Source organism: Paenibacillus sp. Soil766 (assembly GCF_001428105.1).
Classification (GTDB): domain Bacteria; phylum Bacillota; class Bacilli; order Paenibacillales; family NBRC-103111; genus Paenibacillus_E.
The window spans coordinates 141,202-156,171 of sequence record NZ_LMSJ01000023.1 but is presented as its reverse complement, the minus strand read 5'-3'; the positions used below and the strand labels follow the sequence as shown (position 1 = coordinate 156,171).

Annotated in this window: 20 protein-coding genes; 17 read left to right on the top strand and 3 right to left on the bottom strand. The window is 44.2% G+C overall.

Annotated elements, in window-relative coordinates:
* Positions 1-13 precede the first annotated feature (13 nt).
* From ASG89_RS18285 to ASG89_RS18265, 5 genes are all read left to right on the top strand, one after another.
* Positions 14-505 (top strand): YqhR family membrane protein, encoded by a 492-nt coding sequence (locus tag ASG89_RS18285; protein WP_063867989.1) that lies wholly within the window; start codon positions 14-16, stop codon positions 503-505.
* 79 nt (positions 506-584) lie between these two features.
* Positions 585-1,016 carry a type II 3-dehydroquinate dehydratase gene (aroQ, locus tag ASG89_RS18280; protein WP_057312244.1) on the top strand — a complete coding sequence of 144 codons (432 nt, stop codon included), beginning with the start codon at positions 585-587 and terminating at the stop codon, positions 1,014-1,016.
* Positions 1,017-1,076: 60 nt separating this feature from the next.
* The gene (locus ASG89_RS18275; protein WP_057312242.1) at positions 1,077-2,150 is read left to right on the top strand and encodes a M24 family metallopeptidase; all 1,074 of its coding nucleotides are present in this window, start codon (positions 1,077-1,079) and stop codon (positions 2,148-2,150) included.
* A 15-nt stretch (positions 2,151-2,165) separates the two neighbouring features.
* Complete coding sequence (efp, locus tag ASG89_RS18270) at positions 2,166-2,729, top strand: elongation factor P (protein ID WP_057312240.1); 564 nt, start codon at positions 2,166-2,168, stop codon at positions 2,727-2,729.
* Positions 2,730-2,854: 125 nt separating this feature from the next.
* Positions 2,855-4,111 (top strand): aspartate kinase, encoded by a 1,257-nt coding sequence (locus ASG89_RS18265; RefSeq protein WP_057312237.1) that lies wholly within the window; start codon positions 2,855-2,857, stop codon positions 4,109-4,111.
* Between the two features lie 8 nt (positions 4,112-4,119).
* Here ASG89_RS18265 and ASG89_RS18260 read toward each other — a convergent pair whose 3' ends face one another.
* The 3 genes from ASG89_RS18260 to ASG89_RS18250 all read right to left on the bottom strand — a co-directional run bounded on the left by ASG89_RS18260 (position 4,120) and on the right by ASG89_RS18250 (position 6,187).
* Positions 4,120-4,584 carry a DUF441 domain-containing protein gene (locus ASG89_RS18260; protein ID WP_057312647.1) on the bottom strand — a complete coding sequence of 155 codons (465 nt, stop codon included), beginning with the start codon at positions 4,582-4,584 and terminating at the stop codon, positions 4,120-4,122.
* 76 nt (positions 4,585-4,660) lie between these two features.
* Entirely contained in the window at positions 4,661-5,380 is a 720-nt protein-coding gene (locus tag ASG89_RS18255) for a 2-phosphosulfolactate phosphatase (RefSeq protein WP_057312235.1), read from the bottom strand.
* Between the two features lie 3 nt (positions 5,381-5,383).
* Positions 5,384-6,187 carry a phosphosulfolactate synthase gene (locus ASG89_RS18250; protein WP_057312233.1) on the bottom strand — a complete coding sequence of 268 codons (804 nt, stop codon included), beginning with the start codon at positions 6,185-6,187 and terminating at the stop codon, positions 5,384-5,386.
* 203 nt (positions 6,188-6,390) lie between these two features.
* On the opposite strand from ASG89_RS18250, the gene ASG89_RS18245 reads away from it, so the two are divergent.
* The 12 genes from ASG89_RS18245 (at position 6,391) to ASG89_RS18190 (ending at position 14,952) form a co-directional block, all read left to right on the top strand.
* Positions 6,391-6,654, top strand: coding sequence for a YqhV family protein (locus tag ASG89_RS18245; RefSeq protein ID WP_056614722.1), 264 nt, complete (start codon positions 6,391-6,393; stop codon positions 6,652-6,654).
* 72 nt (positions 6,655-6,726) lie between these two features.
* A complete protein-coding gene (gene spoIIIAA, locus ASG89_RS18240) occupies positions 6,727-7,695 on the top strand; it encodes a stage III sporulation protein AA (protein WP_057312231.1) in 969 nt (322 codons plus the stop codon).
* Positions 7,696-7,716: 21 nt separating this feature from the next.
* Complete coding sequence (spoIIIAB, locus tag ASG89_RS18235) at positions 7,717-8,235, top strand: stage III sporulation protein SpoIIIAB (protein WP_057312646.1); 519 nt, start codon at positions 7,717-7,719, stop codon at positions 8,233-8,235.
* A gap of 57 nt (positions 8,236-8,292) precedes the next feature.
* Positions 8,293-8,496, top strand: coding sequence for a stage III sporulation protein AC (spoIIIAC, locus tag ASG89_RS18230; RefSeq protein ID WP_056614718.1), 204 nt, complete (start codon positions 8,293-8,295; stop codon positions 8,494-8,496).
* Between the two features lie 9 nt (positions 8,497-8,505).
* Complete coding sequence (gene spoIIIAD / locus ASG89_RS18225) at positions 8,506-8,895, top strand: stage III sporulation protein AD (protein ID WP_057312229.1); 390 nt, start codon at positions 8,506-8,508, stop codon at positions 8,893-8,895.
* A 25-nt stretch (positions 8,896-8,920) separates the two neighbouring features.
* Complete coding sequence (spoIIIAE, locus tag ASG89_RS18220) at positions 8,921-10,120, top strand: stage III sporulation protein AE (RefSeq protein WP_057312227.1); 1,200 nt, start codon at positions 8,921-8,923, stop codon at positions 10,118-10,120.
* Between the two features lie 13 nt (positions 10,121-10,133).
* Positions 10,134-10,877: a stage III sporulation protein AF gene (gene spoIIIAF, locus ASG89_RS18215; RefSeq protein WP_057312225.1), complete on the top strand. Its 744-nt coding sequence runs from the start codon at positions 10,134-10,136 to the stop codon at positions 10,875-10,877.
* A 4-nt stretch (positions 10,878-10,881) separates the two neighbouring features.
* Positions 10,882-11,523: a stage III sporulation protein AG gene (gene spoIIIAG, locus ASG89_RS18210; RefSeq protein ID WP_056614704.1), complete on the top strand. Its 642-nt coding sequence runs from the start codon at positions 10,882-10,884 to the stop codon at positions 11,521-11,523.
* Between the two features lie 39 nt (positions 11,524-11,562).
* Positions 11,563-12,300 carry a SpoIIIAH-like family protein gene (locus tag ASG89_RS18205; protein WP_057312223.1) on the top strand — a complete coding sequence of 246 codons (738 nt, stop codon included), beginning with the start codon at positions 11,563-11,565 and terminating at the stop codon, positions 12,298-12,300.
* Positions 12,301-12,457: 157 nt separating this feature from the next.
* Entirely contained in the window at positions 12,458-12,955 is a 498-nt protein-coding gene (accB, locus tag ASG89_RS18200; RefSeq protein ID WP_057312220.1) for an acetyl-CoA carboxylase biotin carboxyl carrier protein, read from the top strand.
* A gap of 66 nt (positions 12,956-13,021) precedes the next feature.
* A complete protein-coding gene (gene accC, locus ASG89_RS18195) occupies positions 13,022-14,380 on the top strand; it encodes an acetyl-CoA carboxylase biotin carboxylase subunit (RefSeq protein WP_057312218.1) in 1,359 nt (452 codons plus the stop codon).
* 158 nt (positions 14,381-14,538) lie between these two features.
* Positions 14,539-14,952 carry an Asp23/Gls24 family envelope stress response protein gene (locus ASG89_RS18190; RefSeq protein ID WP_057312215.1) on the top strand — a complete coding sequence of 138 codons (414 nt, stop codon included), beginning with the start codon at positions 14,539-14,541 and terminating at the stop codon, positions 14,950-14,952.
* The last annotated feature ends 18 nt before the right edge of the window (positions 14,953-14,970 follow it).

The window sequence follows — 14,970 nt, the reverse complement described above, 5'->3', positions numbered from 1 at the left end:
AGGAAGATCGCAGATGACAAGTGCGCATACCGCGAAGAAAAAACAAACGAATCGTTGGGTATTTGTGCTATATATCGGTTTTTTTGCAGGGTTGATATGGGGTGCCCTCAAAATTGTCGAGAACTATTTTAAGTTCACAACCATAGGAATTGGCTTTCTTGTCGAACCTTTTTTCAAACATGATTTCTTTAATACTTGGATGGGATTGTTCATGGGGTGGATCGTGTTTTCGTTATTCTCGATATTTGCTGCCTTCATCTACATGGTCACAATGTGGAAATTGCGCAGTCCTTTTTGGGGGATAGGTTACGGTGCACTATGGTGGGCGGTTATTTATCTCATTGTAGGGCCGATTACGGGAATGGTGTATTGGATAACGGAATTAGAGCTTAATACGATAATCAGTGATGTTTGTTTGTTCCTCGTATGGGGGATGTTTATTGGTTATTCCATTGCTATTGAATATACAAGCGCTAGAACGACAGAGGCTATACCCAAGACATGAAAGTTATGGTAAAATATCAAAGGTTAATTAGCCATATGCAGCTAGTTGCCTATGACGATTGTTGCGGGAGGATTTCCAATTGAAAAGGATTCTAGTTTTGAATGGTCCGAATTTGAATATGCTTGGCATTCGTGAACCTGGTGTATATGGAACCATGACACTTACTTCCATTATTGAAGGTTTGCAAAAGCTTGGAACCGAGCTCTCGCTTGAATTGGAGTGTTTCCAATCTAATCATGAAGGCGAGATTATTGACAAAATTCACGAAGCCTACGGTACAAAGGATGGCATACTTATGAATCCTGGTGCCTTCACTCATTACAGCTATGCGATTCGTGATGCGCTATCTACGGTCCAATTGCCAACGGTAGAGGTTCATATTTCGAATATTCATAAACGTGAAGAATTTCGTCATCATTCGGTCATTGCACCCGTCGTAATTGGTCAAATTTGTGGATTTGGCGCAGATAGTTATGCGCTTGGTTTACGAGCTTTACTCCCACATCTGTAAGTATGTGCTTACGAAGTTAGTTTTGCTCCAGCAAAACGTTAAGAAGGAATGGTGATTTGGATGCAGGAGAAACGTATTGAACGTCTTCGCGAGTCTATGCAACAGCAAGAATTACCGGCGCTACTCATCACGAACGCATATAACCGTACATATGTATCTGGTTTCACCGGTTCATCTGGCTATGTACTTATTACGTTAGACCGTGCCATTTTATTAACAGATTTCCGTTATATGACACAAGCGCCGCAGCAAGCTAAACTGTTTGAAGTGGTAGAACATAAAGCAAAGGCGATTGAGTCCGTAAGAGAACTCTTGCAGCAGCAAGGGATCACGAAGCTTGGATTTGAGCAAAGTGATGTGTCTTATGGTGATTTCCTCAACTATCAACAGGGGCTTCCGGGCATTGAATTCGTGCCAACTTCTCGCCTTGTTGAATTGATACGTATGGTGAAAGATGAAGGGGAACTGCAAGTGATGCAGGAAGCGGCTGATTTGGCCGATCAAACTTTCACACACATCCTTAATTTCATTAAACCAGGTGTCAAAGAGTTAGATATTGCACTGGAAATTGAAGTGTTTATTCGTAAAAACGGAGGCACTTCAACATCTTTCGAAACGATCGTAGCGTCTGGTGAGCGTTCAGCGCTGCCTCACGGCAAAGCAAGTGATCGCATTCTCCAAGGAAACGAATTTGTCAAATTGGATTTTGGAGCGTATTATAAAGGTTATTGCTCTGACATCACAAGAACGGTTATGCTAGGAAAGCCGACAGACAAGCATAAAGAAATTTATGATATTGTCTTGGAAGCACAATTGCATTGTTTGGCGAACCTCAAACCGGGGATTACAGGCAGAGATGGCGATGCGTTCGCACGCGATGTTATCGTGAAGCGCGGCTATGGCGATTATTTCGGTCACGGGACCGGACATGGGCTGGGGATGGAAATACACGAATCACCGCGTGTGTCGAAAACCGAAGATATGATTTTAACTCCTGGTATGGTTGTTACTGTTGAACCTGGTATTTATCTCCCTGATTTTGGCGGAGTTCGAATTGAGGATGACGTAGTAATTACTGAGACCGGCATTAAAATACTTACACATTCTACCAAAGATTTTCTTATCATTGACTAGCGGAGGGATTTACAAGTGATATCAGTAAACGATTTTAAAACAGGTCTTACGATTGAAGTTGAGCATGATATTTTCACAGTTTTAGATTTCCAACACGTTAAACCAGGTAAAGGTGCTGCATTTGTGCGCTCCAAGTTGAAAAACCTACGTAATGGCAATACGGTTGAGCGTACTTTCCGTGCAGGTGAGAACGTTGGACGTGCTCACATCGAAAACCGTGAAATGCAATACTTGTACGCAGCTGGCGACGAGTACACGTTCATGGATACAGAGACTTATGATCAAATTTCGCTTTCCCACGAACAATTGAAATGGGAATTGAACTTCCTGAAAGAAAACATGAACATCAAGATTATGAGCTATCAAGGCGAAATTCTAGGGATTAACCTTCCGAAGAGCGTTGACTTGAAAGTTGTTGAAACCGATGCAAGCGTTAAAGGAAACACAGCACAGGGTGCTTTGAAAAATGCAAAAGTGGAAACAGGTCTTAATGTCATGGTGCCGCTGTTCATTAACGAAGGCGATGTTCTTTCTGTTGATACAGATGATGGCAAATACCTTTCACGCGCAAGCAACTAATAAGATAAGCCTTTCAGACTCTAAGAAGTCTGAAAGGCTTTTTTTCTTTTCTTACCACAGCCCACCAATTGTATGCTATAATATTGAATTGTTATGCACTAGTATGCGTTAGGAGTGGGTCAGCTTTGTCTCTTATAGTGATGAAATTTGGCGGTAGCTCTGTCGGTGATGCGGAGCGAATGAAACGAGTTGCAAAAAGAATCGTGGAGCGTAAACAAGCTGGTCACAGCTGTGTTGTTGTCGTTTCTGCGATGGGTGATACAACGGATGATTTAATCGACTTGTCCAAGCAAATTTACGATGGAGCCCCACCGGCTCGTGAAATGGATATGTTGTTGACGACGGGCGAACAAGTTTCCGTAGCGCTTTTATCGATGGCGATACATAATCTTGGTGAACAAGCGGTTTCGTACACCGGGTGGCAAAGTGGCATTTATACGGAGCCTGTACACGGAAAAGCAAGGATTTCTGATATTCAACCTCATCGTGTCTTGAACGCGATTGAGCAAGGGAATGTTGTCATCGTAGCTGGTTTCCAAGGGATGACTGAAGCTGGTGAGATTACAACACTCGGCCGCGGTGGCTCGGATACAACTGCAGTAGCACTTGCTGCAGCGATCAAAGCGGATCTTTGCGAAATTTATACCGATGTTGATGGCATCTATTCAACGGATCCTCGGATTGTGAAAGTAGCTAGGAAGCTTGCTGAAATTTCCTATGATGAAATGTTGGAGCTTGCCAACCTTGGCGCTGCAGTACTTCATCCGCGAGCAGTCGAATATGCCAAAAATTACAACGTAACCCTCGTGGTACGTTCGAGTTTTAATTACAATGAAGGCACCAATGTGAAGGAGGAAGCAGTGATGGAGCAAGGAATCGTCGTTCGTGGCATCGCATATGACAAAAATGTAGCAAGAATTAGTATTCTGGGTGTTCCTGAGAAACCAGGTCAGCTTGCGAAAGTTTTCCTAGCACTAGCTGAAGTGCAAATTGACGTGGACATTATCGTTCAAAGCGGTGTGATTAACGGATCTGCGGATTTCTCTTTCACAACAACATTGGCCGATCGTGAGAAAGCATTAGATGTCATTGAACAAATTCGTGCTGAAGTTGGTTTCCGTGAAGTGACGTCAGAAGTTGATCTTGTTAAAGTTTCGATCGTTGGTGCCGGTATGGTTAGCTCACCAGGTGTTGCAGCTACAATGTTCAAAGTCATTTCTGATCTTGGCATTACGATCTCGTTGGTAAGTACATCAGAGATTAAAATGTCTTGTGTCATTGACAATACGAATTTAACAGATGTGATTCGTGCTCTTCACACAGCATATGGCCTAGACACAGCAGAGCAAGCCTTTGTTGGTGGTCCAGAAGATCGCAGATAAGTTGGATTCTAATGGAGTTTGTCCGCAATGAAATAAGCAAGCTTCAATAGAAATGCCGTTATTCCGGCAGCCATTAGTGGACCTACCGGAATACCGCGCATAAATAAGATGCCAAATATAGAACCAAGGACAAGACCCACAATTAATTGTGGGTCTACTTTTAGTAACTCCAAACCTTTTCCATTCATATAGGTGGCAATCGCTCCGCCCATTAGGGCAATAATGCCAGGCCATGTTGTGAAGACGGAGAGGATATCCTTCATCGAAATACGGTCACTTGCAAATGGAATCAATACGCCAATTGTCAGGAACAGCAAGCCTAGCTCGAGACCCCTACGTTCCATGGTAGGGAAGTAGCGATCGAGACCTATTAACTTAATGGCAAGTAAAAGACAAGCCGCAGTTGTAATGATCGGTGAGCGGCCTATGAGTCCAATTATGATTAGAATTACTAGTAGCATATCACCATTCATGTGCATAACCCCTCGTCCTCATCGTCGTCAATTAAGTTTATGAAAGGGGCTTGTATTTAGAACGCATGGTGAGGGACTAGCGCTGAAAGGGAACCATCTGATCGAGTTCCAATATAGGAACGCAATTCGATATATTCGATTGGGCACAAAGTTCGACATCCGCAAGGAAGCCGGACTTTTTCATTTTTTTACCGTTGCTGCAAGCGAGTATGGTCTCGAATAAGTGATTCTTAGCTTCGAGATAGCAACCGCGCATTGCTAAACCAAAGTCATTCGTGATCATGTGCTGCTCACCAAGTAAAGCCGCGATTTCATCCAGGATGAGTCCGGCACAGAGTCCGTCCTCTAGAGAGAATACGTCTTGCGTACCTGCACAGACGATCACTGTGTCCCGTTTAAGATCAATAGCTGCCTCAGCAGAGGCTTTACCGTTGATGATTGCTCCCGCAAGCACACGATCGGCTTTTATTGCTTTTTGGATCCCTCTTGTGCCATTGGTAGTCGTCAATAGGATGCGTTTACCTTGAACAGCTTCACGTGTGTATTCTAGTGGCGAATTACCAAAATCAAAGCCTGGAATTTTTTTGCAATAACGCTCTCCACCAAGTAAATCGCCATCTCTCGCCATTTCCTTCGCTTTTATAACCGTATCAACAGGGACTACACCTGTGCTGCCATTCATCAAAGCAGTGATGATTGTGCTGGTTGCACGTAAAACATCAACGACAATGACGGTTTTATGGAGAAACTCGTCACTTCTTGCTTCGCAGATAGTTGCGATCACCTCGATATGCATGTGCTAATCCTTTCTGCTGCCTAAGGACAACGTGTCAGAACGTAGTCCTCTCCTCAATGCTTCTAATGCAATGACTTCATCTGGGGAAATATTGCCCAAGTGAATGTCGGGTCCGAGGGAGTTAATCAGGTGGACTTGTTGGGTTTTTAGCGGCGCTTCCCAGAGAAGTTTATCACCTGAAATGGAAGCAAGCACGCTATGCAGTTCCTCATCTTTGCATTTCCCTTCCCCATCGAATATGCCAACACCCATGCCAGACTCACGAGCTTCAATCGTGACAAGGGATGCGCCTAATTCCGAATCGATTAAGACCGTATCAATTAACTCTGCTAACTCGATGGAAGAACCCCATCCTTTTTTTCCATACTCCGTAATGACTTCTAACCCTTCATCTAATCCTCTGGCAATTAGTTTATTCCGTTGTCTACGATCCATCTGAATGGTACCGTCTGATATTTCAATGCCATTAAAGCCGAGTGCAAGTATCATGTCAAAAAATGAATCTACCGCATTCTGGGTTACAGCTACTTCCAGAAAAGTACCCCCTGGGTAAATGAGAATATTATTCTCTTTGGCTAGGCTTATTTTGCTTCGCAGCACAGACTGCGGATAAAGGGGTGAAGTGCCGAATCCAAGTTTAATCATATCCACATGGCTGCTTGAGGTTTGGAGCAAATCCTGAAAGACAAGCATCCCAAGTCCCTTATCCATCACCATCGTTTTCCCTAACGTTCTTGGTTTTACCTGCCTTGTTCTTGTGGGGTCGGCTAGAACGGGGTTCCATTCTAATTGAGAGGTCACTTCCATCGGTATTTCTCCTCACTGTCCTTCGAAGGATCAATTATGTGTACAGCATATGCATGAGCACAAATGGAGGTGCCCAGCATGCCTAAAATGAGACGAGCTCGCATAAGGTAGGGAAAAGCGTATGCATTCGAAGCGAGTTTGGACGCTGCAGTATTCGCTTCACTTGCGGAGGCTGTTCAATACTTTAGGAGGTGTAAGGGTTCATGAACAAGATCGTACTTACGATGGCTTCCTTACGGTTGATGTCAGGGAGTATCGAAATTATTGCCGCTATTCTCATGCTTAGACTGGCAACGATTGAGAAGGCGCTGTTAGTGAATTCAGCTCTAGCACTAGTAGGCCCTCTAGTACTATTAACTACGACAACAATTGGATTAGTAGGAGTAGCCGACAAGCTATCATATGGGAAGATGTTATGGATCATAGCAGGGGTCAGTTGTTTGTTTATTGGGATTATTAAAAAGTAATCTGTCATATTTCTTTCTAGTAAGCATAGAAATGAATATAGAAGACTGGACAACTTGGAGGGCTGTCTCCCCATGCTAGCGACTATTTCACATTTGTTGCCGCAGAACATTCGATTCATGCTAAGCGAACTTCCTCCGAACGTACAAGCTAGCGTAGAAGAAATTAGGGTGAGAGAGTCACGTCCCCTGGAAATTAGCTGGGCAGACCGATATGCCTTCATTAGCGAGCGTGGGCAAATGATCACACAAGAAGCTTTGGCGTACAAACCGTCCAGACAAGATTGTCAACTACTACTCGAGATCCTAACGAATCATTCGTTGTACACGTTTGAGGAAGAACTGCGAAGAGGCTATATCACCGTTTCAGGCGGTCATCGAGTGGGACTTGCTGGGCGTACGATTCTCGACCAAGGTCAAGTGAAGCAAATACGCGATGTGAGTTCCTTTAACATTCGGATCGCGCGCGAAATTCAAGGTGTGGGTCAAGAGATCCTACCTCATCTGGTTGATCAGAGCATGGGAAATATTCATCATACCCTGATCATCTCACCGCCGCAGCAAGGGAAGACCACTTTAATTCGTGATTTGGCTCGACTTATTAGCCGAGGTGAGTGGGGGGCTAGGAATAGCTTTCTATCAGGCAAAAAAGTAGGCATCGTAGATGAACGCTCCGAATTGGCTGCTTGTGTCAAAGGGGTGCCGAGATTCGACTTAGGACCTCGCACAGATGTGTTAGATGGTTGTCCGAAGGCGGAAGGGATGATGATGATGATTCGTTCCTTATCACCTGAGGTGCTCATCGTGGATGAGATTGGTCGATGTGAGGATGCGGAAGCGATTCATGAAGCTGTTCACACGGGGATACGTGTTCTAGCGACTGCACATGGAGCAAGTTACGAAGATGTCCGTGGACGACCAGTACTTAGGGAGTTGATGGAGGCAGGTGTTTTTATGAAGTATGTGATCCTGCAGCGAAGGAAAGGTGCTTCTGCTTCCTTTCGGATCTTGGATCATCAAGGTAAGTCAATGGGAGATGGATGACGAACGCAAAGGACGATGAAGATGCTGAAATTCGTTGGAGGGGTTCTGATCTTCGGAGCAGCGTCGATGTATGGGTTTCTGCAGGCTGCTCACTATGTAAGACGCCCCAAGCAAATTCGTATTCTTATTGGAGCGCTTGGCCGAATGGAAACGGAAATTGCTTATGCGCTTACGCCGCTTCCAGAAGCATTTGCTTCATTAAGCAAGCAAGTTGCTGATCCGCTTTCGATGTTATTTCGCTTAATGTCAGAACGTTTGCTCAGAAGCAATGGTGAATCGACGAAGGACCTATGGCAAATGACAGTCAAAGAAGTCTGGGCGAGAACCTCTATGAGGCAAGCTGAGCAAGAAGTGATTCTCGGGCTCGGACCCGTACTAGGGCTCTCAGATCGAAGTGATCAAATCAAACACTTACGACTTGCGATTAGCCAACTTCAATCGGAAGAGACGGATGCCAGAGATGAACAGCAGCGCTACGAGAAAATGTGGAAAAGCCTTGGTGTCCTAATTGGAGCGTTGATCGTGATTTTAATGTATTAGTGGGGATCATTTATCCGTGCATGATAAGTTCCTTGAAGGCGGAGTGAGGTGCCAGGAATGAATGTAGATGTGAACGCCATTTTCCAAATCGCCGGCATCGGAATCATCATTGCGATGATCCATTCGGTGCTGAAGCAGATGGGAAAAGAGGATATGGCACACTGGGTCACGGTCATAGGCTTCGTGGTCGTGCTTTTTATGGTCGTCAGTATGCTGGATAACTTGTTCAAAGAAATTAAAACTATTTTCCTATTCCAATGAGGTGGTCTGATGGAAATCATCCAAATCGTAGGTCTAGGACTCATCGTTACGATCTTGACGCTCATCATCAAGGAACAGAAGCCGATGTTCGCCTTTTTATTAGCTGCTTTTACAGGCATAGTAATTTTCTTGTTCTTAATAGGCAAAATTTCTTCGGTTATCGGAGTCCTAGAGGACTTAGCGGTGAAGTCGAACGTGAACCTCGTTTTCCTCAAAACGATTCTGAAAATTATAGGCGTTGCTTACATCGCCGAGTTTGGCGCACAGATCGTTCGAGATGCCGGGCAAGATTCTATAGCTTCCAAAATCGAGCTGTCGGGTAAGGTGCTCATTATGGTTATGGCTATTCCAATCATAACAGTCATTATCGAAACTGTGGTTAAACTGCTCCCTGCTTAGAAGATTCACCTAAGGAGTGACACGCATGCACCTACTTTATTCGCACCAGAAGCTGAACAACAGGTGGATCTTATTATTTATTATAACGATGGGCCTTTGGCTCGGTCTGTCAGGCTCCTTAACTGCCGAATCCCCCACAGATATCATCATCCAAGAGCAAGCGGACCGCTTGAATACAGAGCCCGTCGAGCAATATTGGGATAAGCTGATGAAGGAATATGGAGGGTATTTCCCGGAGAGCAAGCCTCCAACCTTCATGGAACTTCTCCTTGGGACCAAGGGCATAAGTATGAAGAGTATCTTTAAAGGACTTTTGAGCTATGTATTTCATGAGATCATTATCAATGGCAAGTTACTGGCTTCCATCGTTGTGTTGACTGTCTTTAGCATGATTCTGGAGACGCTGCAAAGTTCCTTTGAACGAAATACGGTTAGCAAGCTGGGCTACACGATCACGTATATGGTATTGATCATCATTGCCATCAATAGCTTCAGTGTTGCAATCGGGTACGCCAAGACAGCCATTTCGTCTATGATTCAATTCATGTTTGCCATCATGCCCTTGTTACTAACTTTATTAGCGTCCATGGGCAATGTCACTTCCGTGGCCATCCTTCATCCTCTGATTGTGTTCATGATCCACTCGGTGGGAACGGCGATATATGTGTTTGTTTTTCCGCTCTTATTTTTCTCGGCTGTGCTGCACATTGTAAGTTCACTCAGCGATAAATTTAAGGTGACCCAGTTAGCAAATCTGCTGCGCACCGTCAGTTTAAGTATGCTAGGCGTGTTCGTAACGGTATTTCTTGGAGTCATCTCAATTCAAGGAACAGCGGGTGCGGTTAGAGATGGTGTAGCGATTCGAACAGCTAAGTACATTACAGGGAATTTCGTGCCTGTGGTAGGGCGGTTGTTCTCGGACGCAACGGAAACTGTGATAGGGGCATCTCTCCTTGTCAAAAATGCAATAGGACTCGTTGGTGTTGTCATCCTCGTTCTCTTGTGTGCGTTCCCAGCAATCAAAATCTTAACGCTAGCTTTTATCTACAACTTATCAGCAGCACTGATGCAGCCCTTGGGTGATAGCCCGATCATTGCTTGTCTGCAAACGATTGGTAAAAGCTTAATTTATGTTTTTGCAGCGCTAGCGGCTGTAAGCTTAATGTTTTTTCTTGCCCTAACCATCATGATCACAATTAGCAATGTCTCCGTCATGATGAGGTGAAAGGAGCTAGGCGATGGATTGGTTAGCAGGATGGCTGAAAACCGTCATTATGGTCATTATGCTCGCAACATTTGTTGATCTTTTGCTCCCAAGTAATACGATGCAGCGGTATGTGAAGACGGTTTTGAGTCTATTTATTCTACTTACGCTGCTCACACCTGTACTTCAGCTCTTCCAGAAGGATTGGGATATGGATAAGCTGCTCAGTCAGGCGGAGAAGGAGCAGAATGAAAAAACAATGTTTGCAGGTGGATATGGCAATCAAACACAAATGAAGTCATTGGCAGCCATCACGAAGGAAGCCAATCAGATTCAAGAAGCCGAACAGAAGAAAACACAACAAGTCGTACAAACACAATTAGCCGGGTTGATTAAAGAAGACTTGCAGAAACAAACGGAATGGCCCGTACAGGAGGTACAAGTTCAAGTACAAGTAGACAATAATGGGAAACCTACCATTACCAATGTGAAGGTGACCCTTGATGATATAGAAACGAAGAAACAAACGACAACGAAGAGTAACACCATTGCTGCGATGGAGCCTGTCAAGCCTGTAGAACCAATCAAAATTGGGTCTGCCGCGATAGCGCAAAATCGTCAGACTTCTGCTCAAGGCGACTTGCAGTCAACCCTTAAAGAGCTGCCTAGCGAGCAAGAAAAGGATCGACTCAAGCAAGATATTTCACGGAATTGGCTAGTAGATCCTGCCAAAATCGAGATTGAAACTGTACAGAGCAAAGGATGGATGGCGAGGTGAATCGATGGGAACATTGCTGCAATGGATGGAGCACAAATTCGGCGGCGGACCAGGTGGACCTAAACGTAAAAATACGTTACTTTGGGTCATCATGGTTGGGCTTTTAGGAGCTGCGCTAATGATCATCAACGCATTTATAAATGTCAAAGATCTGGATCCCATCAACACAGGCAGAGCGTCTCCGCCAGCGGAAAGTAAGGAAACCTTTGCAGGTAGCGCATCTAAGGAAAACGCAAGCTTTCATGATTATGAACAAGCTTATGGTGACCAACTGAAGGGCATCCTGCAGCAAATTGTCGGGGTTGGCGAAGTGGAAGTGCTCGTTACGATTGAATCTACGGAAGAAATGACCGTTGACAAAAATTATAACGATAATCAGACCATGACGACAGAACGCGACAATGGTGGAGCAACACGCAACATATCCCAGGTAACGCGAAGTGGTGAAGTCGTTATTTATCAAGTATCAGGTGACCAGAAACCGCTTGTGCTCAAATACATTAAACCCAAAATTAGAGGTGTCATTGTTGTTGCAAAAGGTGCAGAAAATCTCACGGTGAAGAAGATGATTATGGAAGCCGTTGAGCGAGGAATGGACGTTCAAGCGAGTAAAATTTCGATTTTACCGCGCAAAACAGGTAATTAAATCAGGAAATTATCTAACTATTCTAAGGAGGAATAAACAATGAATGCAAAAAGACAAACAATTTGGCTCGTTTCGATGCTTAGCTTAATGGTGGTGCTCTCCGCGTATTATCTGTTTACTGAGGACGTCAATAAGCTGGATCTCGCATCCTCTGATGCCATCTCGCAATCGCAAGAAGTGAAGATTGATATGACACAAGTGGATCCTGTTACTGGTGCAAAAACGGATGTGAAAGCTACTACTGGAGCAGGTACACAATCCGACACGAAAGCAACAACGCCGCAAACTTCTACAAAAACAGACGCCAAAGCAACGACGACACAAGATAGCTCCCAAACAACGACAAAAGATACGAGCAAACCAACAACGACTAAAACAGATGATCAAGTGTTGAAACAGGTAGAGGAGCAAGCCAAAACGACGTCTGCTAACGACTACTTCACGAATGAACAAGTGAAACAAAACAATTACTTCAGCAAAGTATCCACGGATCTGATGACAATTATTTTGGATACGAAGAAAACGCCTGAAGCGGTAGCAAAAGCAACAAACGATTTGTCTGCTCTGTCAGATCTGCAAGATAAAATTGAAAATCTACAAGATCTTCTGATTCAAGATTTCCCTCAAGCGGTCATTAACCAAGATGGGAACAAATGGAAAGTAACAGTTCAAGCCGATAAATTGGAGAAAAGCCAAGGTGTTTCTATCGTCGACATGGTTGTAAAAGAATTGGGAGCAATGCCAGAAAATATCAAGATCCAATACGTGCGTCCGTAGGGATTCTAGTGAAGTTTTCGCTTCACAAATGGGTAGTGGAAAGGGTCCGGATAAACTGGACTCTTTCCATTTCGTGCGTTTATGGGTATAATACATACGTTGCGGCTATGAAAACGCATTTTTTAAGGGTTCACCAACGTCTAAAGGAGTGACTTGAATGTTTAAATTGAGTGAAATCAAAGAGTTAATTAAACTCGTCGATCAATCCTCTTTACAAGAACTTGAAATTGAAAATGAAGGTGCACGCCTTTCTATTCGTAAACCGAATAAAGTGGAGCCTCTGTATGTATCCGCTCCAGTTCAACACACATACGCACCAGTGGGTCAACCAAACTACACGAATACAGCGCCAGCAGCAGCTGCTCTTGAAGTTCCAGTAACTGCTAACGGACAAGCCAAGCAAGAGGATTCATCTTTACATAAGATCGTATCTCCGATGGTAGGGACATTCTATCAATCCGCTTCTCCTGGATCAGCGCCTTTCGTAAGCGTTGGCTCTAAAGTCACGGACAAGAGTGTTGTTTGTATTGTGGAAGCTATGAAATTAATGAATGAAATAGAAGCTGAAGTGAAAGGCGAGATCGTTGAAATTCTCGTTGAGAACGGACAGCTAGTTGAGTACGGACAACCTTTATTTTTGGTTAGACCGGAATAGTTGCGTTTGCAAGCTTATGCTGACAACGCAAGCTTTACGCAGGAAGAGCTCTTAGGAGGGCAAATCATGAAATTTCATAAAATACTTATTGCGAACCGCGGAGAAATTGCAGTTCGTATTATCCGAGCTTGCCGTGAACTTGGCATCTATACGGTTGCTGTGTACTCGGAATCAGATCGAGAAGCACTACACGTTCGTTTGGCAGATGAGGCTTACTGTATCGGGCCAACAGCGTCCAAAGACAGCTATTTGAACTTCACTAACTTGATGAGTGTTGCAACGTTAACGGAATGCGATGCGATTCATCCTGGATATGGATTCCTTGCTGAAAATGCAGACTTCGCAGAAATTTGCGAGAGTTGTAATATCACTTTCATTGGTCCTTCACCAGATGCGATTTCCCGTATGGGGGATAAAGCGGTTGCCAAGCAAACGATGAAGGAAGCGAGAGTTCCAATTATCCCGGGTTCTGATGGGTTGGTTGAGGATATTGATGATGCTGTGGTTATTGCACGCGATATCGGGTATCCGATTATTATTAAAGCGACAGCAGGCGGCGGCGGTAAAGGAATCCGTATTGCAGAGAACGAGGAAACACTTGTTCAACAAATTACGGCAGCTCAACAAGAAGCGCAGAATGCCTTCGGTAATGCAGGGATCTACTTGGAGAAGTATTTAACTGGCATGAAGCATGTTGAGATTCAAATCCTTGCTGATAAACACGGCAATGTCGTTCACTTAGGCGAGCGTGATTGCTCTGTACAGCGTCGTAGACAAAAGCTTGTTGAAGAGGCGCCTTGTCCGATTCTTACGGAGGAAACGCGTAAAGCTATGGGGCAGGCAGCAGTACGTGCAGCGAAAGCCGTGAATTATTCAGGAGCAGGAACATTGGAGTTCTTGTTAGGTCCTGATGGTAATTTCTACTTTATGGAAATGAATACACGAATCCAAGTTGAACACCCTGTTACCGAAATGATTACTGGAATCGATATTATTCAAGAAATGATTCGCGTTGCTGAAGGAAATCCGCTGTCATTCAGACAAGAGGACGTCCGAATCAATGGATGGGCGATCGAATGCCGCGTCAATGCGGAAGATCCGAATCGGAACTTTATGCCATCTCCTGGTCAAGTGAAATTTTATTTGCCGCCAGGTGGATTCGGTGTTCGCGTAGATAGTGCAGTGTATCCTGGATATACGATTCCGCCACATTATGATTCCATGATCGCGAAGCTTATTGTGTGGGGAAGTACGCGTGAAGAAGCTATTAACCGTATGAAAAGAGCTCTTAATGAGTTCGCAGTGGACGGTGTAAACACAACGATTCCTTTTCATTTGAAGCTGCTTGAACACAAGAAATTTATCAGTGGCGACCATGATATTAAATTCTTAGAAGAGCACGACGTGAACGATCCAGAATCGTAGACAATCATTTGTCATATTTTTACCGAAATGTTATACTAATAAATTAAGATGGCTTATCCCATTTATAATTATGTCTAAGTAAATTATTATAAACGCATGGTTAAGCTTTCGAAGCTACGATGCACATTTGCTACACAAATATTTTAGGAGGTGCCACAATGAGCACAATCGCTCCGGATTACGTCAAGACAGACATGGGCAGCATCCAGATTGCCCCCGAGGTTATCGAAATCATTGCCGGATTGGCAACGGTGGAAGTGCAAGGTGTAGCGGGGATGAGTGGCGGATTAGCTGGCGGCATTGCTGAATTACTTGGACGCAAAAACTTGTCCAAAGGCGTAAAGGTAGAGGTCGGACAACGTGAAGCTGCCATTGACGTCTCCATCATTATTGAGTATGGAAATCGTATTCCAGAAGTTGCGAGTGATATTCAGAATAATGTGAAGCAGGCAATTGAATCAATGACAGGCTTAAATGTTGTTGAGGTTAACGTCCATATTCATGATGTTCATTTCAAACAGGTGGATAAACCGATTGACGAAGAACCAGCGGCTGCCCATCGTGTAAAATAGCGGTAAAGCTGAGCCATA